General features: G+C 45.5%; 20 protein-coding genes. 19 read left to right on the plus strand and 1 reads right to left on the minus strand.

Annotated elements, in window-relative coordinates; genetic code table 11:
- Positions 1–222: transposase (locus BMX79_RS09505; RefSeq protein ID WP_143059433.1), on the plus strand; the 222-nt coding region annotated here is incomplete at its 5' end.
- A 132-nt stretch (positions 223–354) separates the two neighbouring features.
- Here the strand turns inward: BMX79_RS09505 and BMX79_RS09510 are convergent.
- On the minus strand, positions 355–1,947 hold the full coding sequence (locus BMX79_RS09510) for an ATP-binding cassette domain-containing protein (RefSeq protein ID WP_091482030.1): 1,593 nt from the start codon (positions 1,945–1,947) through the stop codon (positions 355–357).
- Positions 1,948–2,047: 100 nt separating this feature from the next.
- Between BMX79_RS09510 and BMX79_RS09515 the strand changes: the two genes are divergently transcribed.
- From BMX79_RS09515 to argH, 18 genes are all read left to right on the plus strand, one after another.
- Positions 2,048–2,962 (plus strand): Rgg/GadR/MutR family transcriptional regulator, encoded by a 915-nt coding sequence (locus BMX79_RS09515; RefSeq protein WP_091482032.1) that lies wholly within the window; start codon positions 2,048–2,050, stop codon positions 2,960–2,962.
- A 128-nt stretch (positions 2,963–3,090) separates the two neighbouring features.
- On the plus strand, positions 3,091–3,849 hold the full coding sequence (locus BMX79_RS09520; RefSeq protein WP_246117679.1) for a tRNA1(Val) (adenine(37)-N6)-methyltransferase: 759 nt from the start codon (positions 3,091–3,093) through the stop codon (positions 3,847–3,849).
- Positions 3,836–4,186 carry a GIY-YIG nuclease family protein gene (locus BMX79_RS09525; RefSeq protein WP_091482035.1) on the plus strand — a complete coding sequence of 117 codons (351 nt, stop codon included), beginning with the start codon at positions 3,836–3,838 and terminating at the stop codon, positions 4,184–4,186. The genes BMX79_RS09520 and BMX79_RS09525 overlap by 14 nt, the downstream gene beginning before the upstream one ends.
- The gene (rsmI, locus tag BMX79_RS09530; RefSeq protein ID WP_091482038.1) at positions 4,176–5,057 is read left to right on the plus strand and encodes a 16S rRNA (cytidine(1402)-2'-O)-methyltransferase; all 882 of its coding nucleotides are present in this window, start codon (positions 4,176–4,178) and stop codon (positions 5,055–5,057) included. Before BMX79_RS09525 ends, rsmI begins: the two co-directional genes overlap by 11 nt.
- Positions 5,058–5,071: 14 nt before the next feature.
- A complete protein-coding gene (locus BMX79_RS09535) occupies positions 5,072–5,866 on the plus strand; it encodes a hypothetical protein (RefSeq protein WP_091482040.1) in 795 nt (264 codons plus the stop codon).
- Positions 5,867–5,926: 60 nt separating this feature from the next.
- Positions 5,927–6,877, plus strand: coding sequence for an NAD(P)-dependent oxidoreductase (locus BMX79_RS09540; protein ID WP_143059434.1), 951 nt, complete (start codon positions 5,927–5,929; stop codon positions 6,875–6,877).
- Positions 6,878–7,305: 428 nt separating this feature from the next.
- The gene (locus BMX79_RS09545; RefSeq protein ID WP_091482045.1) at positions 7,306–8,373 is read left to right on the plus strand and encodes an amino acid ABC transporter substrate-binding protein; all 1,068 of its coding nucleotides are present in this window, start codon (positions 7,306–7,308) and stop codon (positions 8,371–8,373) included.
- A gap of 154 nt (positions 8,374–8,527) precedes the next feature.
- Positions 8,528–9,703, plus strand: coding sequence for an amino acid ABC transporter permease (locus BMX79_RS09550; RefSeq protein ID WP_091482049.1), 1,176 nt, complete (start codon positions 8,528–8,530; stop codon positions 9,701–9,703).
- A 9-nt stretch (positions 9,704–9,712) separates the two neighbouring features.
- Positions 9,713–10,942 (plus strand): amino acid ABC transporter permease, encoded by a 1,230-nt coding sequence (locus tag BMX79_RS09555; RefSeq protein ID WP_091482052.1) that lies wholly within the window; start codon positions 9,713–9,715, stop codon positions 10,940–10,942.
- Between the two features lie 52 nt (positions 10,943–10,994).
- Entirely contained in the window at positions 10,995–11,774 is a 780-nt protein-coding gene (locus tag BMX79_RS09560; protein ID WP_091482055.1) for an amino acid ABC transporter ATP-binding protein, read from the plus strand.
- Between the two features lie 570 nt (positions 11,775–12,344).
- The gene (gene pepF / locus BMX79_RS09565; RefSeq protein WP_091482058.1) at positions 12,345–14,153 is read left to right on the plus strand and encodes an oligoendopeptidase F; all 1,809 of its coding nucleotides are present in this window, start codon (positions 12,345–12,347) and stop codon (positions 14,151–14,153) included.
- Between the two features lie 678 nt (positions 14,154–14,831).
- Complete coding sequence (locus BMX79_RS09570; RefSeq protein WP_091482060.1) at positions 14,832–16,103, plus strand: argininosuccinate synthase; 1,272 nt, start codon at positions 14,832–14,834, stop codon at positions 16,101–16,103.
- Positions 16,100–17,140: an N-acetyl-gamma-glutamyl-phosphate reductase gene (gene argC, locus BMX79_RS09575; RefSeq protein ID WP_218025379.1), complete on the plus strand. Its 1,041-nt coding sequence runs from the start codon at positions 16,100–16,102 to the stop codon at positions 17,138–17,140. Before BMX79_RS09570 ends, argC begins: the two co-directional genes overlap by 4 nt.
- A gap of 10 nt (positions 17,141–17,150) precedes the next feature.
- On the plus strand, positions 17,151–18,401 hold the full coding sequence (gene argJ / locus BMX79_RS09580; RefSeq protein ID WP_091482063.1) for a bifunctional glutamate N-acetyltransferase/amino-acid acetyltransferase ArgJ: 1,251 nt from the start codon (positions 17,151–17,153) through the stop codon (positions 18,399–18,401).
- Between the two features lie 62 nt (positions 18,402–18,463).
- A complete protein-coding gene (gene argB, locus BMX79_RS09585; protein WP_091482076.1) occupies positions 18,464–19,345 on the plus strand; it encodes an acetylglutamate kinase in 882 nt (293 codons plus the stop codon).
- Positions 19,342–20,523, plus strand: coding sequence for an aspartate aminotransferase family protein (locus BMX79_RS09590; RefSeq protein WP_091482078.1), 1,182 nt, complete (start codon positions 19,342–19,344; stop codon positions 20,521–20,523). The genes argB and BMX79_RS09590 overlap by 4 nt, the downstream gene beginning before the upstream one ends.
- The gene (gene argF / locus BMX79_RS09595) at positions 20,520–21,443 is read left to right on the plus strand and encodes an ornithine carbamoyltransferase (protein ID WP_091482081.1); all 924 of its coding nucleotides are present in this window, start codon (positions 20,520–20,522) and stop codon (positions 21,441–21,443) included. Before BMX79_RS09590 ends, argF begins: the two co-directional genes overlap by 4 nt.
- Entirely contained in the window at positions 21,433–22,827 is a 1,395-nt protein-coding gene (argH, locus tag BMX79_RS09600) for an argininosuccinate lyase (protein ID WP_091482083.1), read from the plus strand. The genes argF and argH overlap by 11 nt, the downstream gene beginning before the upstream one ends.
- The last annotated feature ends 192 nt before the right edge of the window (positions 22,828–23,019 follow it).

The following is a 23,019-nucleotide window of genomic DNA, read 5'->3' on the forward strand; positions in this document are numbered from 1 at the left end:
TATGAAGAGCAAAAACTAAAAATTAAAGAACAGCTTTCAACTGAAGAAGGGGCTACATTATACAGGCAGCGAAAAATCGATGTCGAGCCAACTTTCGGACAGGTGAAGGCTAATTTAGGTTTCACTCGATTTTCAGTTCGTGGACAATCGAAAGTGGAAAATGAAACGAACCTGATATTTATGGCAAACAATCTAAGAAAATACAACAAGAGACGAGGCTAATGGGCATTTGAGACAAAGAAAACCGAGTAGGTTTGTACGGGTGTACATTTCTACTCGGTTTTCTTCTGTTTATTGGTTAGCTAGGACTTTTTGTCCCAACCTCTTTTGTCAATTCTACAAACGGATGACCTTTCACGATAGAGAAAGAATACCATCGAGCCGTCCTTTAATCGCTTGTCTCAGATGGTGTGTAATCATAATGACAGTCAGATCCGGATTGCTCAGTAGACTTTCTTCGATTTTAAGTGCACTTTCTTCATCCAGACTTGATGTGCCTTCATCGATAAGGATGCAGGTTTTCCCTCGAATCAGTCCTCTGGCTAGTGCGATTCGTTGCCGCTGTCCTCCGGAAAGGGACCGACCGCCTTCTCCTACAGCTGTCTCCAGCCCGTCAGGAAGCTGACTGACAAATGTATCCAGGTCGCTGTCAATGAGAGCCTGGCTGATTTCTGCTTCTGTGAAGTGCTCTCCTAATGTAATATTGTAGAGGATCGATTCATTGAACAGATAAGGCATCTGGTCGACATAGAGGATGTGGCTGCGAAGTGCTTTACCTGAAACAGTCTTCAGTTCTCTTCTGGAAAGAGCGATGGAGCCATGGTAGTCAGTAAGTTTTCCGTTCAGAATATTAAGCAAGGTGGACTTGCCGCTTCCGCTGGAACCAACCACGGCATATTTTCTGCCCAGATCAAAGGTGAAGTCGATGCCGCTGAATATACGCTTGTCTCCGAAGGAATAGCCGGCATCTCTGATTTTGAAGCCGTCGGTCAGTTCCAAAAGGGTTGTTTTATCAGTTTCATCGGTTGCAAGTATGCTGTCAAATTTATCAAAAATAGGTTGTGTGGAACGAATTGCAGCAACCTGCTGACTGATGTTGCCGACCGTATTGAAAATGGTTCCTGCCAGGCTTCCGGTGGTGGCTATCGATCCGATCGAGATCAGTGCACGAAAAGCCAGAAGGCCGGTCAGAATCAGTACTGACATTTGACCGAAGACATTACCGAAGGCCCCAAGGATAGCGACTCTACCAATGACACGAGCCTGATCATTTCTGGCTTCTGCCAATGCGATAGAGGCTTTTTTTATGTCTGTCGTCAGTTTTCTAAGCAGGCTTAATGAGAACAGGGTATCATACCCACCTAAGACTTCAGTTGATTTTCCTAAAAAGCGTTCGTTTTCCTGAGTGGTATGCAAAGTAGAAGCTGCCATTTTCTTCTGATAGAGACGAGGAAGAAGCAGAGTCAGTCCGGCAGCTGCTAAGCTCCAGACAACCAGACTCCAGTGAAAGAAAAAGAGAGCGGTGATGGAAGTGACACTCGCTATGATGCCAGTCAGGACTGAATAAAAGCCGTCAAATGACTGAGTTTCAATCATACTCATATCATTACTTAGCCAGGAAGCATAGGTGCCGACTTGTCTATCGTGAAAATGACTGTAGCTTGTTGACTCGATTTTCGAAGTAATGTCTTCCCGGATCGCCGTCAGCATTTTCTGTTTGGTCTGACTGGTCTTGACGATATGCAGATAAGTGAAAAACAGGAGAAACAAAAAAGATGTGAACATTTGACCTGCTGCAATCAGGAAGGAACGTAAATCGAGTGCAATGAGGGCATTCAGTGCAGAAGCGTTCAATATGCTGGCAATGGTCTGGGACAAGGCGCTTCCAAGAAGAAGTAATCCGACAAACAGATTATCTTTCCAGAAGCGTTTAATGTAGGTTGACATGGTTAATCATCCTTTCTTTTTCTATTGTGCTTTAAGTATAAAAGGCGTACACTGAGCCTGTATAAAAAGTTGCACATCTGCAAAAAGAAGGTGATGAATTATGTTTGGAGTCACGATAAGAGAGATAAGAAAAAGCAAAAGCATGACCTTGAAAGAAGCTGCTGGTGATACATTATCTATTTCACAGCTGTCACGATTTGAAAACGGGAAATCTGTGATTCCCGTTAATCTGTTCTATGAGATTTTAGATAACCTGAATACAACTACTGAAGAGTTCTATTATTTCATGGGGCAGAAAAAGGACCGCGCGATACTTAAGACCTTTGACCGGATAGAAGCTTATGTCAGTAAGAGGGATCAGGTTAAACTTAAACAGCTCAAATCGGAACTAGAGGCTGAGAACCCGGCATTATACAGTTGGGGACAGTTTCTGATCTATTTCATCGATAGCATTCTGAATCTGTATGACAGTAAGGAACAAAACACTGCACAGCCTGTATTGAACTATCTGATGCAGGTAGACGACTGGGGAGAAATGGAGTTGAGGCTCTACGCCCTCTTCGGATTTGTGTTCGAAGTTGAAACCACACATTTTCTCATGCATACGGCACTTAAAAGGAGCAGAAAGTACTTAACTGTACCAGCAGCAGCCAGGCTTCTTCATACGATTTTATCGAACAATTTCTCTACGTTTTTGTTTTATGGACACATCGAGTATGCTGAAGAAACCATCACTTTGTTCGACACGGAGTATTCAGAAAATATCGATGCGCTGACACCGCATATTGATTTTACTTTCAACAAGGGACTCCTGGCATTCAAGAAAGGTGACCCGGACAAAGGCAGGGAATACTGTGAACAGGCGATAGCTATCTGCGATCTCTTCCGGCAGAAGGAGTCAGGAAACATGTACAGGAACCGATACGACACCTGGAAGACAGAATACAATGATCCTAAATTCAGGGAACTGAAAGTCAATGTAGGCTTTCACGACAGGATGAATGGAGAAGAGTAACATATTCCTCAGGATCCGGATGAGTTAGTCGAATAAAAGAAAGAGGATCCTATCTTTTAAAAAAGAAATGAAGCACAGGGTAAATATTTGGTATACTGATACTAATCAAATGATAAAGGAAGAATGCAGTGAGTACTGAACTAAAAGGAGATGAACGGATCGATCAGCTGATGCAGTTTGGTCTGGACATCATTCAAAGCCCGTCTGTCTTTTCATTTTCCCTGGATGCTGTCCTTTTGGGTCATTTTGCTAAAGTGCCCGGGCATGACCGGGCAGAGATAGTTGATCTCTGTTCTGGAAATGGAGCTGTTGCGCTTATGCTCAGCGGACAGACGAGAAGTCGCATTAAGGCCGTAGAAATCCAGGAGAGACTGGCGGATATGGCCGGACGAAGCGTGGAAATGAATGGATTAACAGAACAGATAGACATCATACACGCCGATGTCAATGAGGTGCATGAGTACATTAAAAAGGATTCCATAGATATCATCACCTGTAATCCGCCTTATTTCACTGTGTCAGACAGCAGCCGGAAGAATCCGAACGAACACCTGGCCATAGCGAGACATGAGCTGCATCTGACTGTGAAAGAGCTGATGAAAGCTACATCTGGTCTGCTAAAAACAAAAGGGAAAGCCTATTTTGTACACCGGCCGGAACGGTTCTTCGACATTCTAGATGCGATGAGAGAAGTAAATCTGGCACCGAAGAGAATTCGTTTCGTTTATCCGAAACCGGACCGGGAAGCGAATATGCTGCTGATCGAGGGGATTAAACAAGGCAAAGAAGACGGATTGAAGATCCTTCCCCCATTATATGTATTTGACGAAGAAGGAAACTATTTTCCAGAAGTGAGAAGGATGATTTACGGCAATGAGCAGGACTAACGATAACAAAGACAATAAAGCCAGCTATTTTTATGTCCTCCATTGCAAGGATGGGACGCTTTACGGCGGATACACGACAGATTTGGCCCGCCGGCTGAATGAACACAATGAAGGTATCGGCGCAAAATATACCCGTCCCAAACAAAGACGCCCGCTGAAGATGATTTATGCTGAAGCACACGGAACGAGAAGCGAGGCAACAAAAGCGGAGGCCGCCTTCAAGAAGCTTGCACGCAGACAGAAAGACGAGTATCTGGCCATCAATGGGGTCAGCAGACCATACAAAGAACAGAAAAAATTTGTAGTGAAAGAGGTGAGGCAGTTACATGAAAATTAGTCAGAAAAGCTTTGAAGATCAGGATACGGGTCGATTGTACTTAGTGCCGACCCCTATCGGTAATCTTGAGGACATGACTTTCCGTGCGATTCGCACACTTAAGGAAGTTGATGTGATTGCTTCGGAAGATACACGAAATACCCAGAAACTGCTGAATCATTTCGCAATTGATACAGCTCAGATCAGTTATCATGAGCACAATATTAATGAGCGGACGCCTCAGCTGATTGAGAAAATGCTTAGTGGCCAGTCGGTAGCGCAGGTGAGTGATGCGGGAATGCCGTCAATCAGTGATCCGGGAGTCGAATTAGTAAAGGAAGCAATTAGACAGGGCATCTCTGTTATTCCATTGCCTGGTCCCAATGCGGCCCTGACTGCACTGATTGCTTCAGGTATCAGCCCACAACCTTTTTACTTTTTTGGTTTTCTGCCCAGAAAGAAAAAAGAGCTTGTGTCGACACTCAAAGAATTGAACAGACGAAGCGACACACTGGTCTTTTACGAGTCTCCACATCGGATCAAACAAGTGGTCGAACAAATGGTGGCTGTATTTGGTCAGGAACGCCAGCTCGTTCTGGCAAGAGAAGTGACCAAGCGTTTTGAAGAATTCGTACGCGGAAACACAGATGAGGTCCTGAAGTGGCTTCAGAACGAACAGATCAGAGGAGAATTCGTGCTGATTGCAGAAGGAAACAGTGCGCCTCAGGAAGAAGAGGCTGCAAGCTGGGAATCATTAAGCCTGAAAGAGCATGTCGAGGCTGTGATGGAAGAACATAATTATTCAAGTAAAGAGGCAATCAAGGAAGTGGCTGTCCTGCGAGAAATTAAAAAACGTGAGGTCTACGCCGCTTACCACACTATCGAAGATTAGAGGAGGAAACAGACATGAGCAAAAGATATTGGATATTAGCTGTAGCAGTAATGGGACTGGGACTAAGTGCCTGTCAGCAGAATGAAGCCGCTGAAGAGGAAGAAGTGGCAGTGACTATCGAAGAGCCTGCGGAAGATGCCGAAAATGATGGAGCAGTGTCCGTAGAAGAACCCGAAGAAGAAGCAGATGAGTTCCTGGAGCACTACCAGAGCCTTCTTGATCAGTCTATACGAGAATATGAAGCTGACCAGCTGGATGCAGCAGCGGGCACATTGAGTCTTCTCTTGGAGAATGATTTGGAGGAGTATCCTGAATTAAGGGAAGAAGCTGAAGGGCTTCTTGAAGAAATCAAAGAAATCCAGGCACAGAAAGCAGCAGAAGTTGCTGAAGCCCAAACTGAAGAGTCCAGATATAAGGAAGAACGTCAGTCTGCCTTGTATTCTGACGACTACTTCAATGCAACCGGGCAATCGATGGAAGAAGCATCCGATGAGGAGCTGGATGTCTGGTTCGCTCAAAAAGCAGAGGCTGAGGAAGAGTCTGACGAGGCTGAGCATGAATGGACAAAAGAGGAGGCAGAAAATTATGCATTCGATCAGCTGATGCTTCATGAAAATCTAGCCTTTGAAAAGTATATTTATTTTGTCAATCAGGCAGAACAGGACTGGGTCAATATTGAAGTCAGAGAGCCTGTCGAACAAGATGGGGTCGCATGGTCCAATATGATCGGCATCTACCGGTTCAATGTCTCTACTAATGAGCTTCAGAAACTCGATACGGTTACCGGACAGTATTCCTCTCTGCCATAATCACTGATAGTTGAGTTTTCGTAAAGGAATCTATACACTATCAGAGAGGGAGTGAGTGATGTGACAAAAGTGATACTTAGTCTAAGACCATTTAAAGAAAAGCAGCTGGAGGCACTCAAGGAGAGGACAGAAGACTACACAGTGGCGTCTTCGCTTGATGAGGTCTCATCTGTTTCAGATATCGAGATCGTTTATGGATGGAACAAGGAAGAAGGGGCCCGCCTTCTGGACAGTGATGAATTGAATACCAAATGGATCCAGCTTGAATCTGCAGGTGTGGATTATATGGATCTGGAAAAACTGAAAGATAAAGGCATCGTACTGACCAATGCGAGCGGCATACATAAATATGCAATCGCAGAATCCATTATGGGGATGCTGCTGAGTTACACAAGAGGTATCGGCCATTCTATTCTTATGCAGAATCAGTCAAAATGGGACCAGGTCGATAAGGCACGTGAAATGAATCAGAAGACGATGCTGATCGTCGGTGCCGGAGAAATTGGTAAGCAGACCGGGAAACTGGCCAAAGCATTCGGAATGCACACGATCGGAGTCAACCGCAGCGGAAAAAATGTTGAGTATATGGATGAACAGGTCACTCAGGATGATCTGAAAAAAGCTTTACCACTGGCTGATGTAGTTGTCAACATTTTACCTCTGACGGATCAGACGAAGGACTTATTCGATCTCGAACTGTTTAAAGAAATGAAGAAAACAGCCATCTTCATCAATGTCGGACGCGGTCAGACTGTAGTCACAGATGATCTGCTGGAGGCATTGGATAAAGGCTATCTGGAATATGCTGCTCTGGATGTCGTTCATCAGGAGCCGCTGCCGGAAGAACACCCGATTTATAAACGGAAAGATATCCTGCTGACCCCACATATATCAGGTACGCTTGACGATTATGATGAGAGTCTGTTCCCAGTATTTGAAGAGAACCTGGACGCTTACCTTAAGGGAGAGGACTTGCCGAGAAATGTAGTCAGCTACGAATCGGGCTACTGATCAGGGAACAATGACTGAAAAGAATAAATGAACCGAACACCCCACGATGAGAGTCATTCTAATCGTGGGGTGTTTTTGTGTTTTAGAAGTGGCTCATGGGACAGTTAGAAGAAATCATAAATATAACTTGTCGACATATTATGATTGAAGTTAGTAAATGTGACAAGCTTGTCACAAGTGTGAAAGCGTAGACAATGCACATTTTATTTGACGTTAGTTTTTTAAGAACCGGTATCAGGTTAGTTTTAGGTTAATAAATAATGAGTAATTTCTAATTTAATGATTCCATTTAGATTTATCACACTATATAATAATCTCAGTAATATGTAATGCCAGGAAATGAACCATATTCCAGCCAATAAAGTTAAAAGACTGGAATCATCATACTTTTCTTACTGAACACTATTTGAGATTAGGAGGAATACCAGATGAAGAATTATAGCAAATATTTACTGAGTGCAGCTGCTCTATTGACCCTGACAGCTTGTGCAGGAGGAACTGATGAAGCAGAAGGCGTGGATGGGGATAATGCAGCAGCCACTTCCGGTGAAACACTCTCAGCTGTTCTGGACCGTGGAGAACTGAATGCCGGTGTAAATGATCAGCTGCCTGGTTTTGGGTACGTCGATAGCGATGGGAACTATACAGGATTTGATATCGATTTTGCCAAAGCGATTGCTGCAGGCGTGCTCGGTGATGCTGAGGCGGTTAATTATCGCCCACTTTCAGCTCAAGAAAGATTTACAGCTGTTCAGACGGGAGAAGTAGACGTCCTTCTGAGAAACACGACGTGGACTGCGAGCCGGGATACGGAAGTCGGACTGGACTTTGCTCCGGTAACGTTCTATGACGGGCAGGGAATGATGGTCGGAGCTGATTCTGGTGTCTCTTCATTGGAGGATCTGGAAGGGATGATCATTGGGGTCGAGACGGGCACCACAACAGAACTGAATCTTGCGGATCAGATGGAAGCTCTGGGAGTCAGCTACGAGACACAGACTTTTGATGATCGAGATGCCCTTATTGCTGCATATGAATCAGGCTCTGTTGATGCATGGACAACTGACCGCTCAGGACTTGTATCAGCCTTTGCTGTACTGGATGATCCGGATGCACATGTCATCCTGGAAGACACGTTGTCAAAAGAACCACTGGCTCCAGCAGTACTGCACGGAGACGATCAGTGGAATGATGTCGTCAGCTGGATCGTATTCGCACTGATACAGGCTGAGGAATTCGGAATTACACAGGATAATGTAGATGATTTTCTGGACAGTGACGACCCAGACATCAGACGTCTCCTAGGCGTAGAAGACGATTTAGGCGGCTATCTGGGACTGGAAAGTGATTTTGCCTATCAGGCTATTTTGCAGGTAGGAAACTATGGAGAAATCTATGATCGACATCTTGGACCGGATACACAATTTGATTTGCCTCGAGGCATGAACGCATTGTATCAGGACGGTGGACTGCACTACTCCATGCCGTTCAGATAAATCACTACTGCAGGTATGAGATGAATAAGAAAGTACAGAAAAGTAAAAAGAGATGAGACAGACAAGAGGCCTGCTGACCTGCATAATAGCGGGCCTCTTTCAAATGATAACAGGAGAGCGGTCGGCAGGACTTGAGGCCAAAGGAGTGAAAAACATGCCACCAAAAGAAGAAAATAAAAAAACACCGATTTGGAGAAGCAGAAAGTTCGTACCAGTTATCCTGCAGATCATCTTCCTTGCCATCATTGGTCTGCTGCTTTGGATTCTGATTCAGAATACAATGACGGGTCTGAGGCGAATCGGTATGTCATTCGGGTTTGATTTTTTAAATGCAAGAGCCGGATTCAATATTAATGAAGCCATGATCGAATACAGTACGAGCGATCCTTATGTAAGAGCCATAATGGTAGGAATCGTCAGTACGTTGAGAGTGTCCTTTTTCGGTATTATTCTGGCAACGATTATAGGGGTACTGGTCGGGATTGCAAAAATGTCAGATAACTGGCTGCTGAGCAAGGTAGCTTCTGTTTATATTGATATATTCAGGAATACACCACTGCTGCTTCAGATATTTGTTCTGAACTTTGCTGTGTTTCTTCCCCTCCCAAGAATCCAGGAGGCTTTAAGTATAGGCCCTTTCTACCTTTCTAATCGTGGAGCCGTGATCCCATGGGCAACTCTTCATGAAGGCAGTGCATTATGGGCGCTGCTGCTCCTGGTAGTCATAGGGGCAGCTATCTGGGTATACAAGTGGCAGATGAAGAGAGAAGTGGAGGAAGGAAAGAATACTCACCCTTTCCTATCAGCAATCGGTACGTTCATCCTGTTATGCGGAGCAGCTTATCTTGTAACAGGTGAAGGTCCATTTCAGCTGACGATTCCTGCACATACAGGAGCAGCCGTAACAGGTGGCCTGTCGCTATCCACACCTTTTCTATCAGTATTGGTGGCTCTGACTATTTTCACCTCAACCTATATTGCTGAAATTGTCCGTGGAGGCGTTCAGGCCGTGCCAAAAGGACAAGTTGAAGCCACAAAAGCTCTAGGATTCAGATCCGCCACAGCCATGAGACTGGTTATCTTTCCTCAGGCTATCCGGATCATCATTCCGCAGATGACCAGTCAGTACCTTAATCTGATCAAGAATTCATCCCTGGCGATGGCTGTCGGGTATCAGGAAATTGTCGGCGTAGGGAATACAGTCATCAACCAGTCAGGACGCACGCTGGAAGTGATCGTTATTATGATTGCAGTGTATCTGTTTTTCAGCCTGACGACTTCACTATTTATGAATATCTTCAATAAAAAATTCCAGTTGGTCGAAAGGTAGGGGTGCAGGATGATCAATGATAACCTTCATTACAAAGGTGAGCCGACAAACAGTCTGGAGGTGACAGATTCCCCTCATCTCGACAGGCAGAAAAATGAGCCGTTTGGACAGGCGTTAAGGAAAAATTTATTCGGCAATAAGAAAAATACTGTGCTGACCGTGCTGACCGGTCTGTTTACTGTCTTTGTTCTGTATCAGGTCGTCAGCTTTGTTCTGGAAAACAGCTGGGATGTCGTCTATATCCACCTCAGGCTTCTGATGATCGGCCAGTATCCGCTAGATGAATTATGGCGACTATGGTTCGGCTTATATTACGCCTCGCTTATGATCGGGTTGACCTGGGGCTTGTGGCGGGGCGCTGGAAAAGCTGTGGCTTTCACTTTCGGAGCGGTCTATCTGGCTTTTGCGGCTGTTCCGTGGACGACACTTAATACATCCTTAAACTTAGCGGCATGTATCGGACTGATCGCAGGAGGATATGTTCTGGGTGGTAAAATTGACAGGCTTAAAATACCTGTGCTGGTTCTCTGGGGTCTGTACTTCCCACTAACGATCGGGCTCATCATGGGTTTCGGTGGCCTGCTTGATCCCGTCTTAAGCCGATACTGGGGAGGATGGCTTTTGACAGTCATTCTGGCATCAGTAGCGATCATTGGCTGTTTTCCTCTGGGGATCCTGCTGGCGCTCGGTCGTCGAAGCAGTCTCCCGGCAGTGAAATATGTCTGTATTGCTTACATTGAACTGGTACGGGGTATCCCGCTTATCATGGTTCTGTTTATCGGGCAGCTCTTGATCCCTCTATTTTTAGGTGGACAGACAGGACTCGATAATGTGACTCGGGCCATGATCGCTTATGTGTTCTTTGCAGCGGCTTATCTTGCAGAGGATGTCCGCGGGGGACTGCAGTCGATTCCGTCAGGACAGTTCGAAGCTGCCCAGGCACTTGGACTGAATAAGGTGAAAACGACCTTCTTCATTATCCTGCCGCAGGCTCTGAAAGCTGTCATTCCCGCAATGGTAGGCTTGTTCATTACGATTTTAAAGGATACTTCACTGGTGGCCATTATCGGACTCGCTGATTTCTTAGGGACAGCCAGACGAATTTCAAATAACCCGGAATATTTAGGCAGGTATCTGGAGCTATACGTATTCGTTGCTGCATTCTACTTCATTTTCTGTTATCTGATGGCTTATGTCAGCCGATATCTAGAACGCAGCTTGTCAAAAGGCAGCAGATAAAGACCTGATCAAAAGGTGAGGACACATTAAAACAGAGAAAAGAGGGATAGCAATGGAAGAAACAGCTGGAACAGAAAAACTGGGAACAGTCACTGAGGACAGCCCAGTCATCATCAAAGTAGAGAAACTGAACAAATGGTATGGCGATCTCCACGTCATCAAGGACGTCGATCTGACTGTCAGGCAGGGAGAAGTCATCGTTGTTCTGGGGCCGTCCGGTTCTGGTAAGTCGACCTTTATACGGACGCTGAATGCACTGGAAGAATTTCAGAGTGGATCGATTGAAATCGACGGGATCGAACTGACCGATGATCTGAAACACGTAGAAGAGATTCGCAAGGAAACAGGCATGGTTTTCCAGCAGTTCAATCTATTTCCACATATGACGATTCTGAAGAATGTTTCGCTGGCCCCGATATGGGTAAGAAAGTGGAAGAAAGGAAAGGCTGAAGAGATTGCTCGCAATCTGCTTGAAAGGGTCGGTATTCCGGAGCAGGCCGATAAGTTCCCCGGTCAGCTCTCTGGTGGACAGCAGCAGAGGGTGGCCATAGCCAGAGCCCTGGCGATGCAGCCAAAGATCATGCTGTTCGACGAACCGACATCGGCTTTGGATCCGGAGATGGTCAATGAAGTGCTGGACGTCATGCGTAATCTTGCAGAGTCCGGCATGACCATGATCGTGGTCACACACGAGATGGGATTTGCCCGTCAGGTAGCTGACCGCCTAGTTCTATTCGATAAAGGAGAAATTGTCGAAATGGCCGAACCAGAAGCGTTCTTTGATCATCCGAAACATGAGCGGACCAAGCTGTTTCTCAGTCAGATTTTGTAAGACAATCCGACGAAAATTAGTAAAAGTACGAGTAAATATATCCATTAATGCCCACTCAGGCAGAAACGCCGGTTGAGTGGGCATTATTTGTGGAATTAGTGCCCACTGAGAAGGAAAACGAAGCTGAGTAGTCATTAATACCTGAATATTTGACCACCCAGAAGGGAAAGCAAGCTGAGTAGTCATTAAAACCTGGATTTTCGCCCACTCAGATGCAATAAGCTAGTTGAGTGGGCGATAACCTCACCGTCTATAAGCATCCACGAATGAATAGTCAACAAACGTATCCTTATGACTAATCAGTTAGGACTATGCAATGCATTCAAAAAGTGAAAATGAACTGATTTAACGTAGAGACCGAACCCGTTTCGGTCTCTTTCTAATCTAAATAAGTCCTTCAGCAACGAGATTTTTTCTTTTAAATATTAAAAAAGGTGCTATAATAAAATAAGAAAGTGAATAGAAAATGTGATGACACTTTAATCAAGTGTTCATTTTTTAAACAAAACATGACACTTTGTCACATTGCTTCTATTAACTTTTCTTTATTACGAAGGGGAGATCACACACATGTCAGAACAATTACTTAAACGATCTGAAGTAGCAGAAGAGTTGAAGTGGGACCTGTCTGCTATTTTTGCAACAGAAGAAGAGTTTAACCAGACGGCAGAACAGCTGCCTGAAGATGTCGCTGCATTTGCATCTAAGTATGATGGCAAACTGGATGATGCGGACACAGTCGTTGAGGCGATCAAGGAATACGAAGGGTTAATGGCCACTGCCTCACATCTGGGTCAGTACGGGCACCTGCCAGTCTCTGTAGATATTTCCGATGGGGAGGCCCAGCAGGTTACGCGTCGAGTCTCGAATATTCTTGCTGGCGTTAGTGCCCGCTTGAGTTTCTTCCAGTCACAGCTTGAAGATCTGGACGAATCAACATTGAACGCTTTAGTTGAAAAAGATGCAGCTTACGAGACGTTCATCCGTAAAATCAAGAAATCCAAGCGTGCTAAACTGGATCCGAAAGTGGAAGAAGCCCTTGCCCAGCTTTCACCTGTATTTAATGCACCATCTGAGATCTTTGAACAGGCGCGTTCAAATGATGCAGACTACGGGACATTTGAAGTGGACGGAAAAGAATACCCATTAAGCTTCGTCCTATATGAAGAAGTGTATATGTATCACGAAAATCCAGAAATCCGTCGAGCAGCCTATGACAAGTTCAACCAGGTCCTCGGCAGCTACAAGAATGTTGTAGCGACTGCGTACTATACACATCTGCAGAAGGAAAAAACCTTGTCAGTGATGCGCGGCTATGACTCGATCTTTGACTACCTGCTGGAAAGTCAGGAAGTCGATCAGGATCTGTATCACCGACAGATCGATACGATCATGACTGATTTCGCTCCAGTCATGCGCAAGTTCATTACACATCTGAAAGAAGTTCACGGGCTGGATAAGATGACTTATGCTGACCTGAAAGTCGATCTTGATCCGGAATATACGCTGCCTGTGACTATCGATGAATCAAAAGGTCTGGTCAAGGATGCACTGGCACCATTGGGTCAGGACTATGTCGATATGATTCTGCGTTCGTATCCAGAACGCTGGGTGGACTTTGCTCAGAATATCGGGAAGCGTTCCGGTGCATTCTGTTCAACAACGTATGGCAAGCACCCGTATGTAATGGTCACATGGACAGGTCAGCTGACTGATGCCTACACGTTGTTCCACGAACTGGGACACGCTGGTCAGGGTGTTCTGTCCAATGAGAACAATCCACTGACAAGCGCACGTCCGTCACTTTATCTGATTGAGGGACCCTCGACATTCAATGAGCTGCTGCTGACAGATTATCTGAAAAACAAGACTGACGACCCACGCATGGAACGATCAGTTCTGTCCAAGATGATTTCACGTACGTATTTCCATAACTTTGTCACGCATCTGCTTGAAGCGGCTTATCAGCGTGAAGTGTATCGTCTGATCGATGCCGGTAAAAGTTTCGATGCGAACAAGCTGAGCGAAATTAAGCGTGATATTCTGGAACAGTTCTGGGGCGACGCGGTTGAGCTGGAACCAGGTGCTGAACTGACCTGGATGCGTCAGATCCACTACTACATGGGTCTTTATCCGTACACTTATTCAGCTGGACTCACTATCGCAACACAGGCATTCCTAAAGATCAAGAGCGGGGAAGAGTCTGTAGATGGCTGGCTGGAATTCCTGGCATTAGGTGGACAGAAAGTTCCTGCTGAAGCGCCGCTCGTTGCTGGAGTCGATATCACTACAGATAAACCACTGAAAGATACGATCAATTATCTCGACGAATCAGTCGACCGCATTATTGAACTGACTGGTCAGCTGAAAAATAGTTAGATAGATAGCCAGCCTGACAATCAGGTTGAGCTAGTTAAAAGCCAGGGCGTAATTCACCGCTCTGGCTTTTTTTAATTCTCAGACAGAATTTGAAATGTCCGACCCGACCGGAACCGGGCAGTCTCGTATAAAGAGATATACTTAAAACGAATATAAAATGTATACAAATAGCCATAAATAGCCATAAAGTGCAATTAATCCATAAAATATACAATTTATTTAATATTATCTGTTGACAGCGACCGAAACATGTTGTACACTTCTTTTTAACATCAGAAATCAAGAAAGTAGATGATCCCCCTCATCCCAGCGAGTCAGCATAGAGTGGAAGGCTGACATGACCGGTCATCGAAACGAGCTTGTGAGATGCCTTCTAAGCAGGTATGCAGTCAAGTTAGGCCGAATGAATCGGTCCGAGCGGATTGTCAGCATATTGAAATTAATTTACCTGTAAAGAAGTGCCGTGTGCAGCGTTAATGCAAAGAGTTGGCAGATAAAGAAAGAATTCATCCTTTCGAGCAAGGCATTAAAGTTTAGACTGAAGAAGCCCTTGCTTCAACTGAATCTGCAAATAGAGTGGTACCGCGATGCAATCGTCTCTGTGTAAAGACACAGTGGCGTTTTTTTTATACCTAAAATTAAACAAATTAAAAGAAATGAGAAAAAGGAGAATGCAAAATGACTAACAAAACATATGACAAAATTGTACTGGCATATTCTGGAGGACTTGATACATCAGTCATCATTCATTGGCTCAAAGAACATTACGGAAGTGAAATCATTGCAGTCACAGCAAATGTCGGTCAGGAAGATGAGCTGATCGGATTAGAAGAAAAGGCACTTAAAACGGGGGCATCAAAATTCTATCTGGCAGAAATCGAAGAGTCGTTTGTCTATGATTCAATTTTTCCGACGCTGAAAGCAGGAGCGATTTACGAGAATAAATACCTGTTAGGAACAGCAACGGCACGTCCGATCATTTCGAAAGCACTGGTGGACATAGCCAAGCAGGAAGGGGCCGATGCGATCTGTCACGGATGTACCGGGAAAGGGAATGACCAGGTCCGTTTTGAAATGGGCATTAAGGCACTGGCTCCGGAACTGGATATCATTGCACCTTGGAGAAGCTGGGACATTACTTCACGTGAGGAAGCTATAGACTACGCGGAAAAACATCAGATTCCTTTGAAAATATCCAGAGAAACCAATTACTCCAAAGATAAGAACCTGTGGCATTTATCGCACGAAGGACTGGACCTTGAAAATCCAATGAACGAGCCGAAATACGACGACATACTGGAAATGAGTGTCTCGCCGGAACAGGCACCGGACGAAGCAGGCTATGTCAGTATCACTTTTGAAGAAGGCATCCCAGTTGCTGTTGATGGACAGGAAATGGACGGCGTCAGTCTCATAAAGACTCTTAATACCATCGGCGGCGAGCATGCAATAGGTATTCTGGATATGATCGAGAACAGACTGGTCGGTATGAAGAGCAGGGGCGTCTACGAAACACCAGGCGGAACGCTCCTATACTTTGCCCATGAGCAGCTGGAAATGATTACTCTGGATAAAGAAACACTGCAGCACAAGCAGGAGATTGCTCAGACTTACGCCAAACTGATTTACAATGGCCAGTACTTCACTCCGTTGAAACAGGCGCTGGATGCATTCGTGGATGAAACGCAGAAGACAGTATCAGGAACAGTGAAACTGAAAGTCTATAAAGGCAACATGATTGTTTCAAGCGTGGAATCTCCATACAGTCTGTATTCTGAGGCTTTTGCTACATTTGACGAAGATGATGTCTATAACCAGGGAGATGCTGAAGGATTCATCAACTTGTACGGTTTATCCAGTGTGATTCAGGCTGAAATGAAACAGAAAATGACTTTTGGAAAAGTAGCAAATGAAACGGCAGCTCCGATTCAGTCAGGAATCCATTTATGAGTATGGTACAAGTCGGAGTCATCGGAGCGAGTGGGTATGTCGGATCGGAACTGATTGGGATACTGATGAAACATGAGGGTGTAGACATATCAGGTATCTCATCTGAAAACAATCAGGGTGCAGCGTTCTCGACGCTTTATCCGTCCTTTAAAGGCCAGTATGATGCTCAGTTTGAATCAAATCAGGAAGTGATCAGCAAGTCTGATGTGGTATTCATCTGCCTCCCTCATGGAAAAAGCGAAAACATGGTAAAACAGTGCATAGATGAAGGAAAGAAAGTCATTGATGCCGGGGCGGACTTCAGACTGAACGACTTGAAAGTATATGAAGACTGGTACGAGACAGCAATCAGCTACCCAGAGCTTCACGGGCAGGCGGTTTATGGCCTGCCGGAAATGAACAAAGAGGCCATCAGCCAGACGTCACTGGTAGCTAATCCAGGGTGTTACCCCACGAGTATTCTGCTGGGACTTTACCCGGCAGTATCGGAGCAGCTGATTAATACGGACAGGCTGATTATTGACGCCAAGTCTGGTGTGACGGGAGCAGGTAAAAGCTTATCAGCTGTCACGCATTTTGCCAACAAAAATGAAGCATTTAAGGCATACAAAGCCGGCACACATCGGCACACGCCTGAAATTGAGGAAAAGTTAGGTCAGATGGGTGCGGATAATGTAAAAGTATCATTCGTTCCGCATCTGCTCCCGGTCAACCGCGGTATACTCTCTACAATCTATGCGGACCTTAAAAGTGGGTCAGATTCTGAACACATACACAATCTCTATAAAAAATGGTACGCGAACGATCCGTTCGTCACTGTACTTGATTATGGGACGCTGCCGGATATCAGTCATGTCACGCATTCCAATCAGTGCCACATTGGACTGACAGTCGATGAACGGACACAACGGCTGATTATTGTCAGTGTCATAGATAATATGCAAAAAGGAGCGGCCGGACAAGCCGTACAGAATATGAACATTATGATGGGATTTAATGAAACCGAAGGACTTGCGATGGTAGCCCCGTCGTTTTGAGGTGATGATAATGAAAACGAGTATTAAAGAAAAACAGGATAAACAGCTGAAACAGATCAGTGGGAATGTCTGTGCAGCCAAAGGGTTCTCGGCTTCAGGGATTCATGCCGGATTCAAGAAAAAAAGAAAGGACCTGGCACTGATTTACAGTCAGACACCAGCAGCGACAGCCAGTGTCTATACACAGAACAAGGTAAAAGGCGCTCCGCTCGAAATTACCAAACTGCACAGTCTGAATGGGACCGCTCAAGCCCTTATCTGCAACAGCGGGAATGCTAACACCTGCAATGCAAATGGTCTGGAGATTGCCAGTCAGACTTGTGCACTTGTAGCTGAGGCACTCAATATTTCTGAAACGGATGTCCTGGTGGCTTCAACTGGCGTCATAGGACAGCCGCTGTCGATCGACCCCTTTGTTTCAGGCATGTCAGATCTAGTCGATCAGCTGCAGGATGAGACAGGGAATGATGCAGCTGAAGCCATTTTAACGACAGATACTGGAATCAAGGAGAGTACGGTAGCCTTTGAACTGGATGGAAAGCCGGTTCACCTGGGAGGGATTTCTAAAGGAAGCGGCATGATTCATCCTAATATGGCGACCATGCTGGGCTTTATCACGACTGATGCAGCGATAGAACCTGATTACTTAAACCAGGTGCTGAAAGACGTCGTATCAGAGACCTTCAATATGATCAGTGTGGACGGCGATACCTCCACAAACGATATGGTCACCGTGCTGGCAAATGGCCAGGCAGGGAATAAGCCGATCGATTCTGACACAGATCCGGACTATCACGTGTTCAAGCAGGCGTTACACACTGTCTGTAAAGACTTGGCGGTAGCTATTGCAGATGACGGTGAAGGGGCCGGAACACTGATTACGTGTAACGTTCTGGACGCCGGAAATGAGCAGCAGGCAAAACTTTTAGCCAAGCAGATTATCAGCAGCAACTTAGTAAAAGCTGCTGTATACGGAAGAGATGCGAATGTCGGTCGACTCCTCTGTGCACTGGGTTACAGCGGGGCTGAACTGGCTTATGAACAGATCGATATTTACCTGCGTGATGAATCCTATAAAAGTGTCTGTGTCTGTGAAGAAGGAGCGATCCTGCCGTTCGACGAAGATAAAGCCTACGACATTTTAGGTACAGAAAAACTGTTCATCGATATCTACCTATATGAAGGAAAAAGCAAAGCGACGGCATGGGGATGCGATCTGACTCATGACTATGTCACCATCAACAGTGCCTACAGATCCTGATTTTTTAAGTAGTTAATCAGAAAAAACAGGTCAGTCAGCAAATAAAGATAGAAGGAGTACCTATGAATTCATTTGATATGGCGGAGGTTCTGACAAATGCCCTGCCTCATATTCAGCGTTACGACAAGAAAATGGTCGTCATCAAGTACGGCGGTTCGGCAATGATGGACGAGTCACTGAAAAAGAGCGTTCTGAGTGATGCCATGCTTCTGGCAAAAGTCGGGATGAATGTGGTCATTGTGCATGGAGGCGGACCTGACATCAATTACTGGCTGGATAAGGCTGATGTGACCAGTACCTTCGTCAATGGGCTGAGACAGACGAATCTGGAAACGATGGAAATCGTACAGATGGTCCTTGCCGGCAAGATCAATAAAGATCTTACCCGCATGATCCAGTCATTAGGCGGCAAAGCTATGGGAATAAGCGGAGTAGACGGCGGCCTAGTTCAGGCGACCCTGAAAAACCCTGAAGAACTGGGAGCTGTTGGAGAAATCAGTCAAGTCAATACAGAAGTCATTGAAGATCTGGTCAGCGCAGGGTACATTCCAGTTATATCTTGTATAGGCATGGATGAAGATGGCAACAGCTGTAATATCAACGCTGATGAAATGGCCGGGGGAATTGCTAAAGCACTTAATGCTGATAACTTTGTTCTGATGTCAGATGTACCCGGAGTCCTGGAAGATGCATCGGATCCGTCGACACTTATATCTCAGATAGAAATCAATAATGTAGAAACTTTATATCAGAATAATGTGATCAGTGGGGGCATGATACCGAAAGCCAGCTGCTGCAAGGATGCGGTTGAAAACCACGTCAAGCAGGCAGTTATTCTGGATGGACGAATCCCGCATGCTCTGATCGTTGAATTTCTGACGAACAGCGGCATCGGCACCTTGTTTTACAAAGAAGAAAAAGAAGCTGAAAGGAGCCTGACATGAATACGATCGAGATGACGAACGACTACATCACACCAACATACAGTCGTCTGGATGTGGTCATTCAGAAAGCAGAAGGCTGTACGCTGACTGATGAAAATGGACAAACCTATCTGGACTTTACAGCCGGGATAGGCGTCAATTCGCTTGGCTATAACCATAAGAAATGGGTCGAAGCCACTCAGAATCAGCTGAGTCAGCTTCAGCACATTTCAAACTTGTACTATACGAAGCCTGCCGCCGAACTTGCAGGTAAACTGTGCCATAAGACCGGCATGCAGCATGTGCTTTTCGTCAATTCTGGTGCGGAATCAAATGAAGTGGCCATTAAAACAGCCAGAAAATACGGGCACGAAACCAATAAAGAAAAACATAAGATACTTACGCTGAAAAATTCTTTCCATGGACGGACAGTGACGACCCTATCTGCCACAGGTCAGGATGTCTTTCATAAATATTTTGATCCGTTCACTGAAGGGTTTGATTTTATCGATGCCGATGAGCCTAAACAGCTTCTAGACAAAGCAGACGATACTGTCTGTGCCATCATGATCGAAGCGATTCAGGGAGAAGGAGGCGTCGTTCCTCTCGACCCGGAATTTACTGAAGCAGTGTCCAAAGTGTGTCAGGAAAAAGATATCCTGCTTATCGTCGATGAGGTACAGACGGGGATCGGAAGAACAGGCACTTTATTTGCTTATGAACAGCTGGGGCTTCAACCGGATATCGTGACCAGTGCAAAAGGTCTGGGGAATGGTCTGCCGATCGGTGCAGTATTGTTTGGAGAAAAAGTCGCAGGCACACTGAAAGCTGGAGACCATGGATCTACATTTGGCGGCAATCCGGTCGCAACAGCCGGTGCAAACATAGTTATAGATACCCTGACCGAGGAGTTTCTGGATCAGGTCAAGTCAAAAGGCCAGTATCTCAAAGCGCAGCTTGAAGCCATCGAAGAAGTGGCTGATGTTTCAGGACTTGGGTTGATGCTTGGGATCAGTCTGAAAAGTCAATCAGCCAAGGATGTCATGCTGAAAGCTAAAGAGGCAGGCATCATGTGTCTGACCGCTAAGGACAAGCTTCGTCTTCTGCCGCCACTGATTGTAACCAGATCAGAAATTGATGAAGCCGTCGCCTGTTTAAAGCATATACTCACTGTTCAAGAAAAGGAGGCCATCACATGAATCATTTACTGAAATTATCGGATCTGTCAAAAGATGAGCTGCTTGCGATTCTTGAGACGGGCCACGACTTGAAGAAAAAACTGAAAGCTGGGGAAGAGACCCCCTATCTAAAAGGAAAGACCTTAGGGATGATTTTTCAGAAAGCATCAACGCGTACGCGTGTATCTTTCGAAGTAGGGATGAGCCAGCTCGGCGGCAAGCCCTTGTATTTGAGTGCTCAGGATCTTCAGATGGGCAGAGGGGAATCGATAGAAGATACAGCAAAAGTTCTTTCTCGTTACCTTGATGCGATCATGATCCGTACTTATGACCAGAGCGATGTCGAAGCACTGGCAGAGCACGGCTCCATTCCAATTATAAACGGCCTGACGGATCTGTATCATCCGTGTCAGATTCTGGCTGATTTGATGACTATTCAGGAATTCAAGGGCCAGCTTGAGGGACTCAAATTTGCCTTTGTTGGAGACGGGAACAATATGGCCAACTCACTGATTGTGGGAGCGCTGCTTGCCGGGGCATCTGTTTCTGTTGCATCTCCTCAAGGATACCAGCCTGATCAGCATATACTTGACGCCTATAAAGACCATCCAGGGTTTCTACTGACTGAGAATCCATATGAAGCAGTCAAAAATGCAGATGTCGTCTTTACTGACGTCTGGGCTAGCATGGGAGATGAAGAAGAAGCGGAACAGAGAAAGCAGATATTTCAAGATCTCTACCAGCTCAATTCAGACTTGTTGTCTGTAGCGAAGTCGGATGTTATGGTGCAGCACTGTCTGCCTGCTCATAAAGAGGAAGAAATCACGACAGAAGTATTCAACGAACATGCCGCAGAAATTTTTGAAGAGGCAGAGAACAGACTGCACGTACAGAAAGCCGTTCTCCTTCATCTGATGGGGGTTGCATCTTATGTCAGCTGATCAGAATAAAATCTGGCAGGGACGTTTCAGTGTTCAAAGTGCCGAGGAAGTGGATGTATTCAATTCATCAATCAGTTTCGACTATGTTCTTTATGAAGAAGACATTAAAGGCAGTATGGCTCATGCAAAAATGCTGGGTAAACAGAACATTATTTCAGAAGAGGATGTATCAAGCATTCTGGAGGGACTGGAAGGTATTCTGATGGATATAAACAACGGTGCCCTTCAGTTCGACCCGAAAGCAGAAGATATTCATATGTTTATCGAAGCGGAACTCACCAGTCGGATAGGAGACGCAGGTAAGAAGCTCCATACGGGACGAAGCCGGAATGACCAGGTCGCATTGGATCTGAGACTATATGTCAAAAAGCAGGCAGCAGAGATCATCGATCAGTTAGAGGCTTTCGAATCCGTGCTCATCAGTCAGGCAGACAAGCATACTGAAACGATCATGCCGGGGTATACCCATCTTCAGATTGCACAGCCAGTCACCTTTGCCCATCATCTACTGGCCTATGCACAGATGATACTGAGAGACATCAAGCGTCTTGAAGAAGTGGCGAATCACACAGACAGCATGCCACTGGGTAATGGCGCACTGGCCGGAACCACCTATCCATTCGACAGGCAGTTTGTTGCGGATCAGCTTGGGTTCAAGACGGTTACGGCCAACAGCCTGGATGGTGTTTCAGACAGGGATTTTGTTTTAGACATGGCTTATACCTTGAGCATGGTCATGATGCACTTGTCCAGACTCTCAGAAGAAATTATTTTATGGTGCTCACAAGAGTTTAAATTCGTCGAACTGGATGATGCCTTTGCAACAGGATCATCCATTATGCCGCAGAAGAAAAACCCTGATGTGGCCGAACTGGTCCGCGGGAAAACGGGGCGCACCTATGGAAATCTTCAGACCCTTCTGACCATGATGAAAGGCATCCCGCTCGCCTATAACAAGGATATGCAGGAAGACAAGGAAGCCTTATTCGACAGCATCAGCACAGTTAAACTCGCCTTGTCAGCCATGATTCCAATGGTGGATACAATGAGTGCCAATGTTGACCGCATGCGTGATGCAGCATCTAAAGGCTTCATCAATGCGACAGATTGTGCGGACTACCTGACCAAAAAGGGACTGCCGTTCAGAGAAGCATACGGAGTGATCGGTGGGCTCGTGAAGTATTGTATCGAAGAAGACCTCACTCTGAAAGATCTTCCGCTCGAGACCTATCAATCCTATCATGAACTATTCGAGCAGGATATATACTCTGTCATCGACTTGTCCACCTGTGTGAATATACGCGACATTGAAGGCGGACCGGCTCCGTCAGCAGTGAAAAAACAGCTCGCCATGCTGAAAGAGCAGCTGGAAATTGTAGATTAGAAATGTGTAAAGCGGTGTGACTGTAGTTCAGAGTGAAAGGATGCGCTGAACTGCATTATCGAAGCAATAGACTCTAATTCAGCATGCAAAATTCCGGTTGAACTTTACTGAGGAAAAAAAGAATGCAGTTCAGGACCCGACTAAGGTTCTGAACTGCATTTTAGTGTGCCCAACGTATACTTCAGCGGCCGC

The organism is Alkalibacterium pelagium, assembly GCF_900109325.1.
Lineage (GTDB): Bacteria > Bacillota > Bacilli > Lactobacillales > Carnobacteriaceae_A > Alkalibacterium > Alkalibacterium pelagium.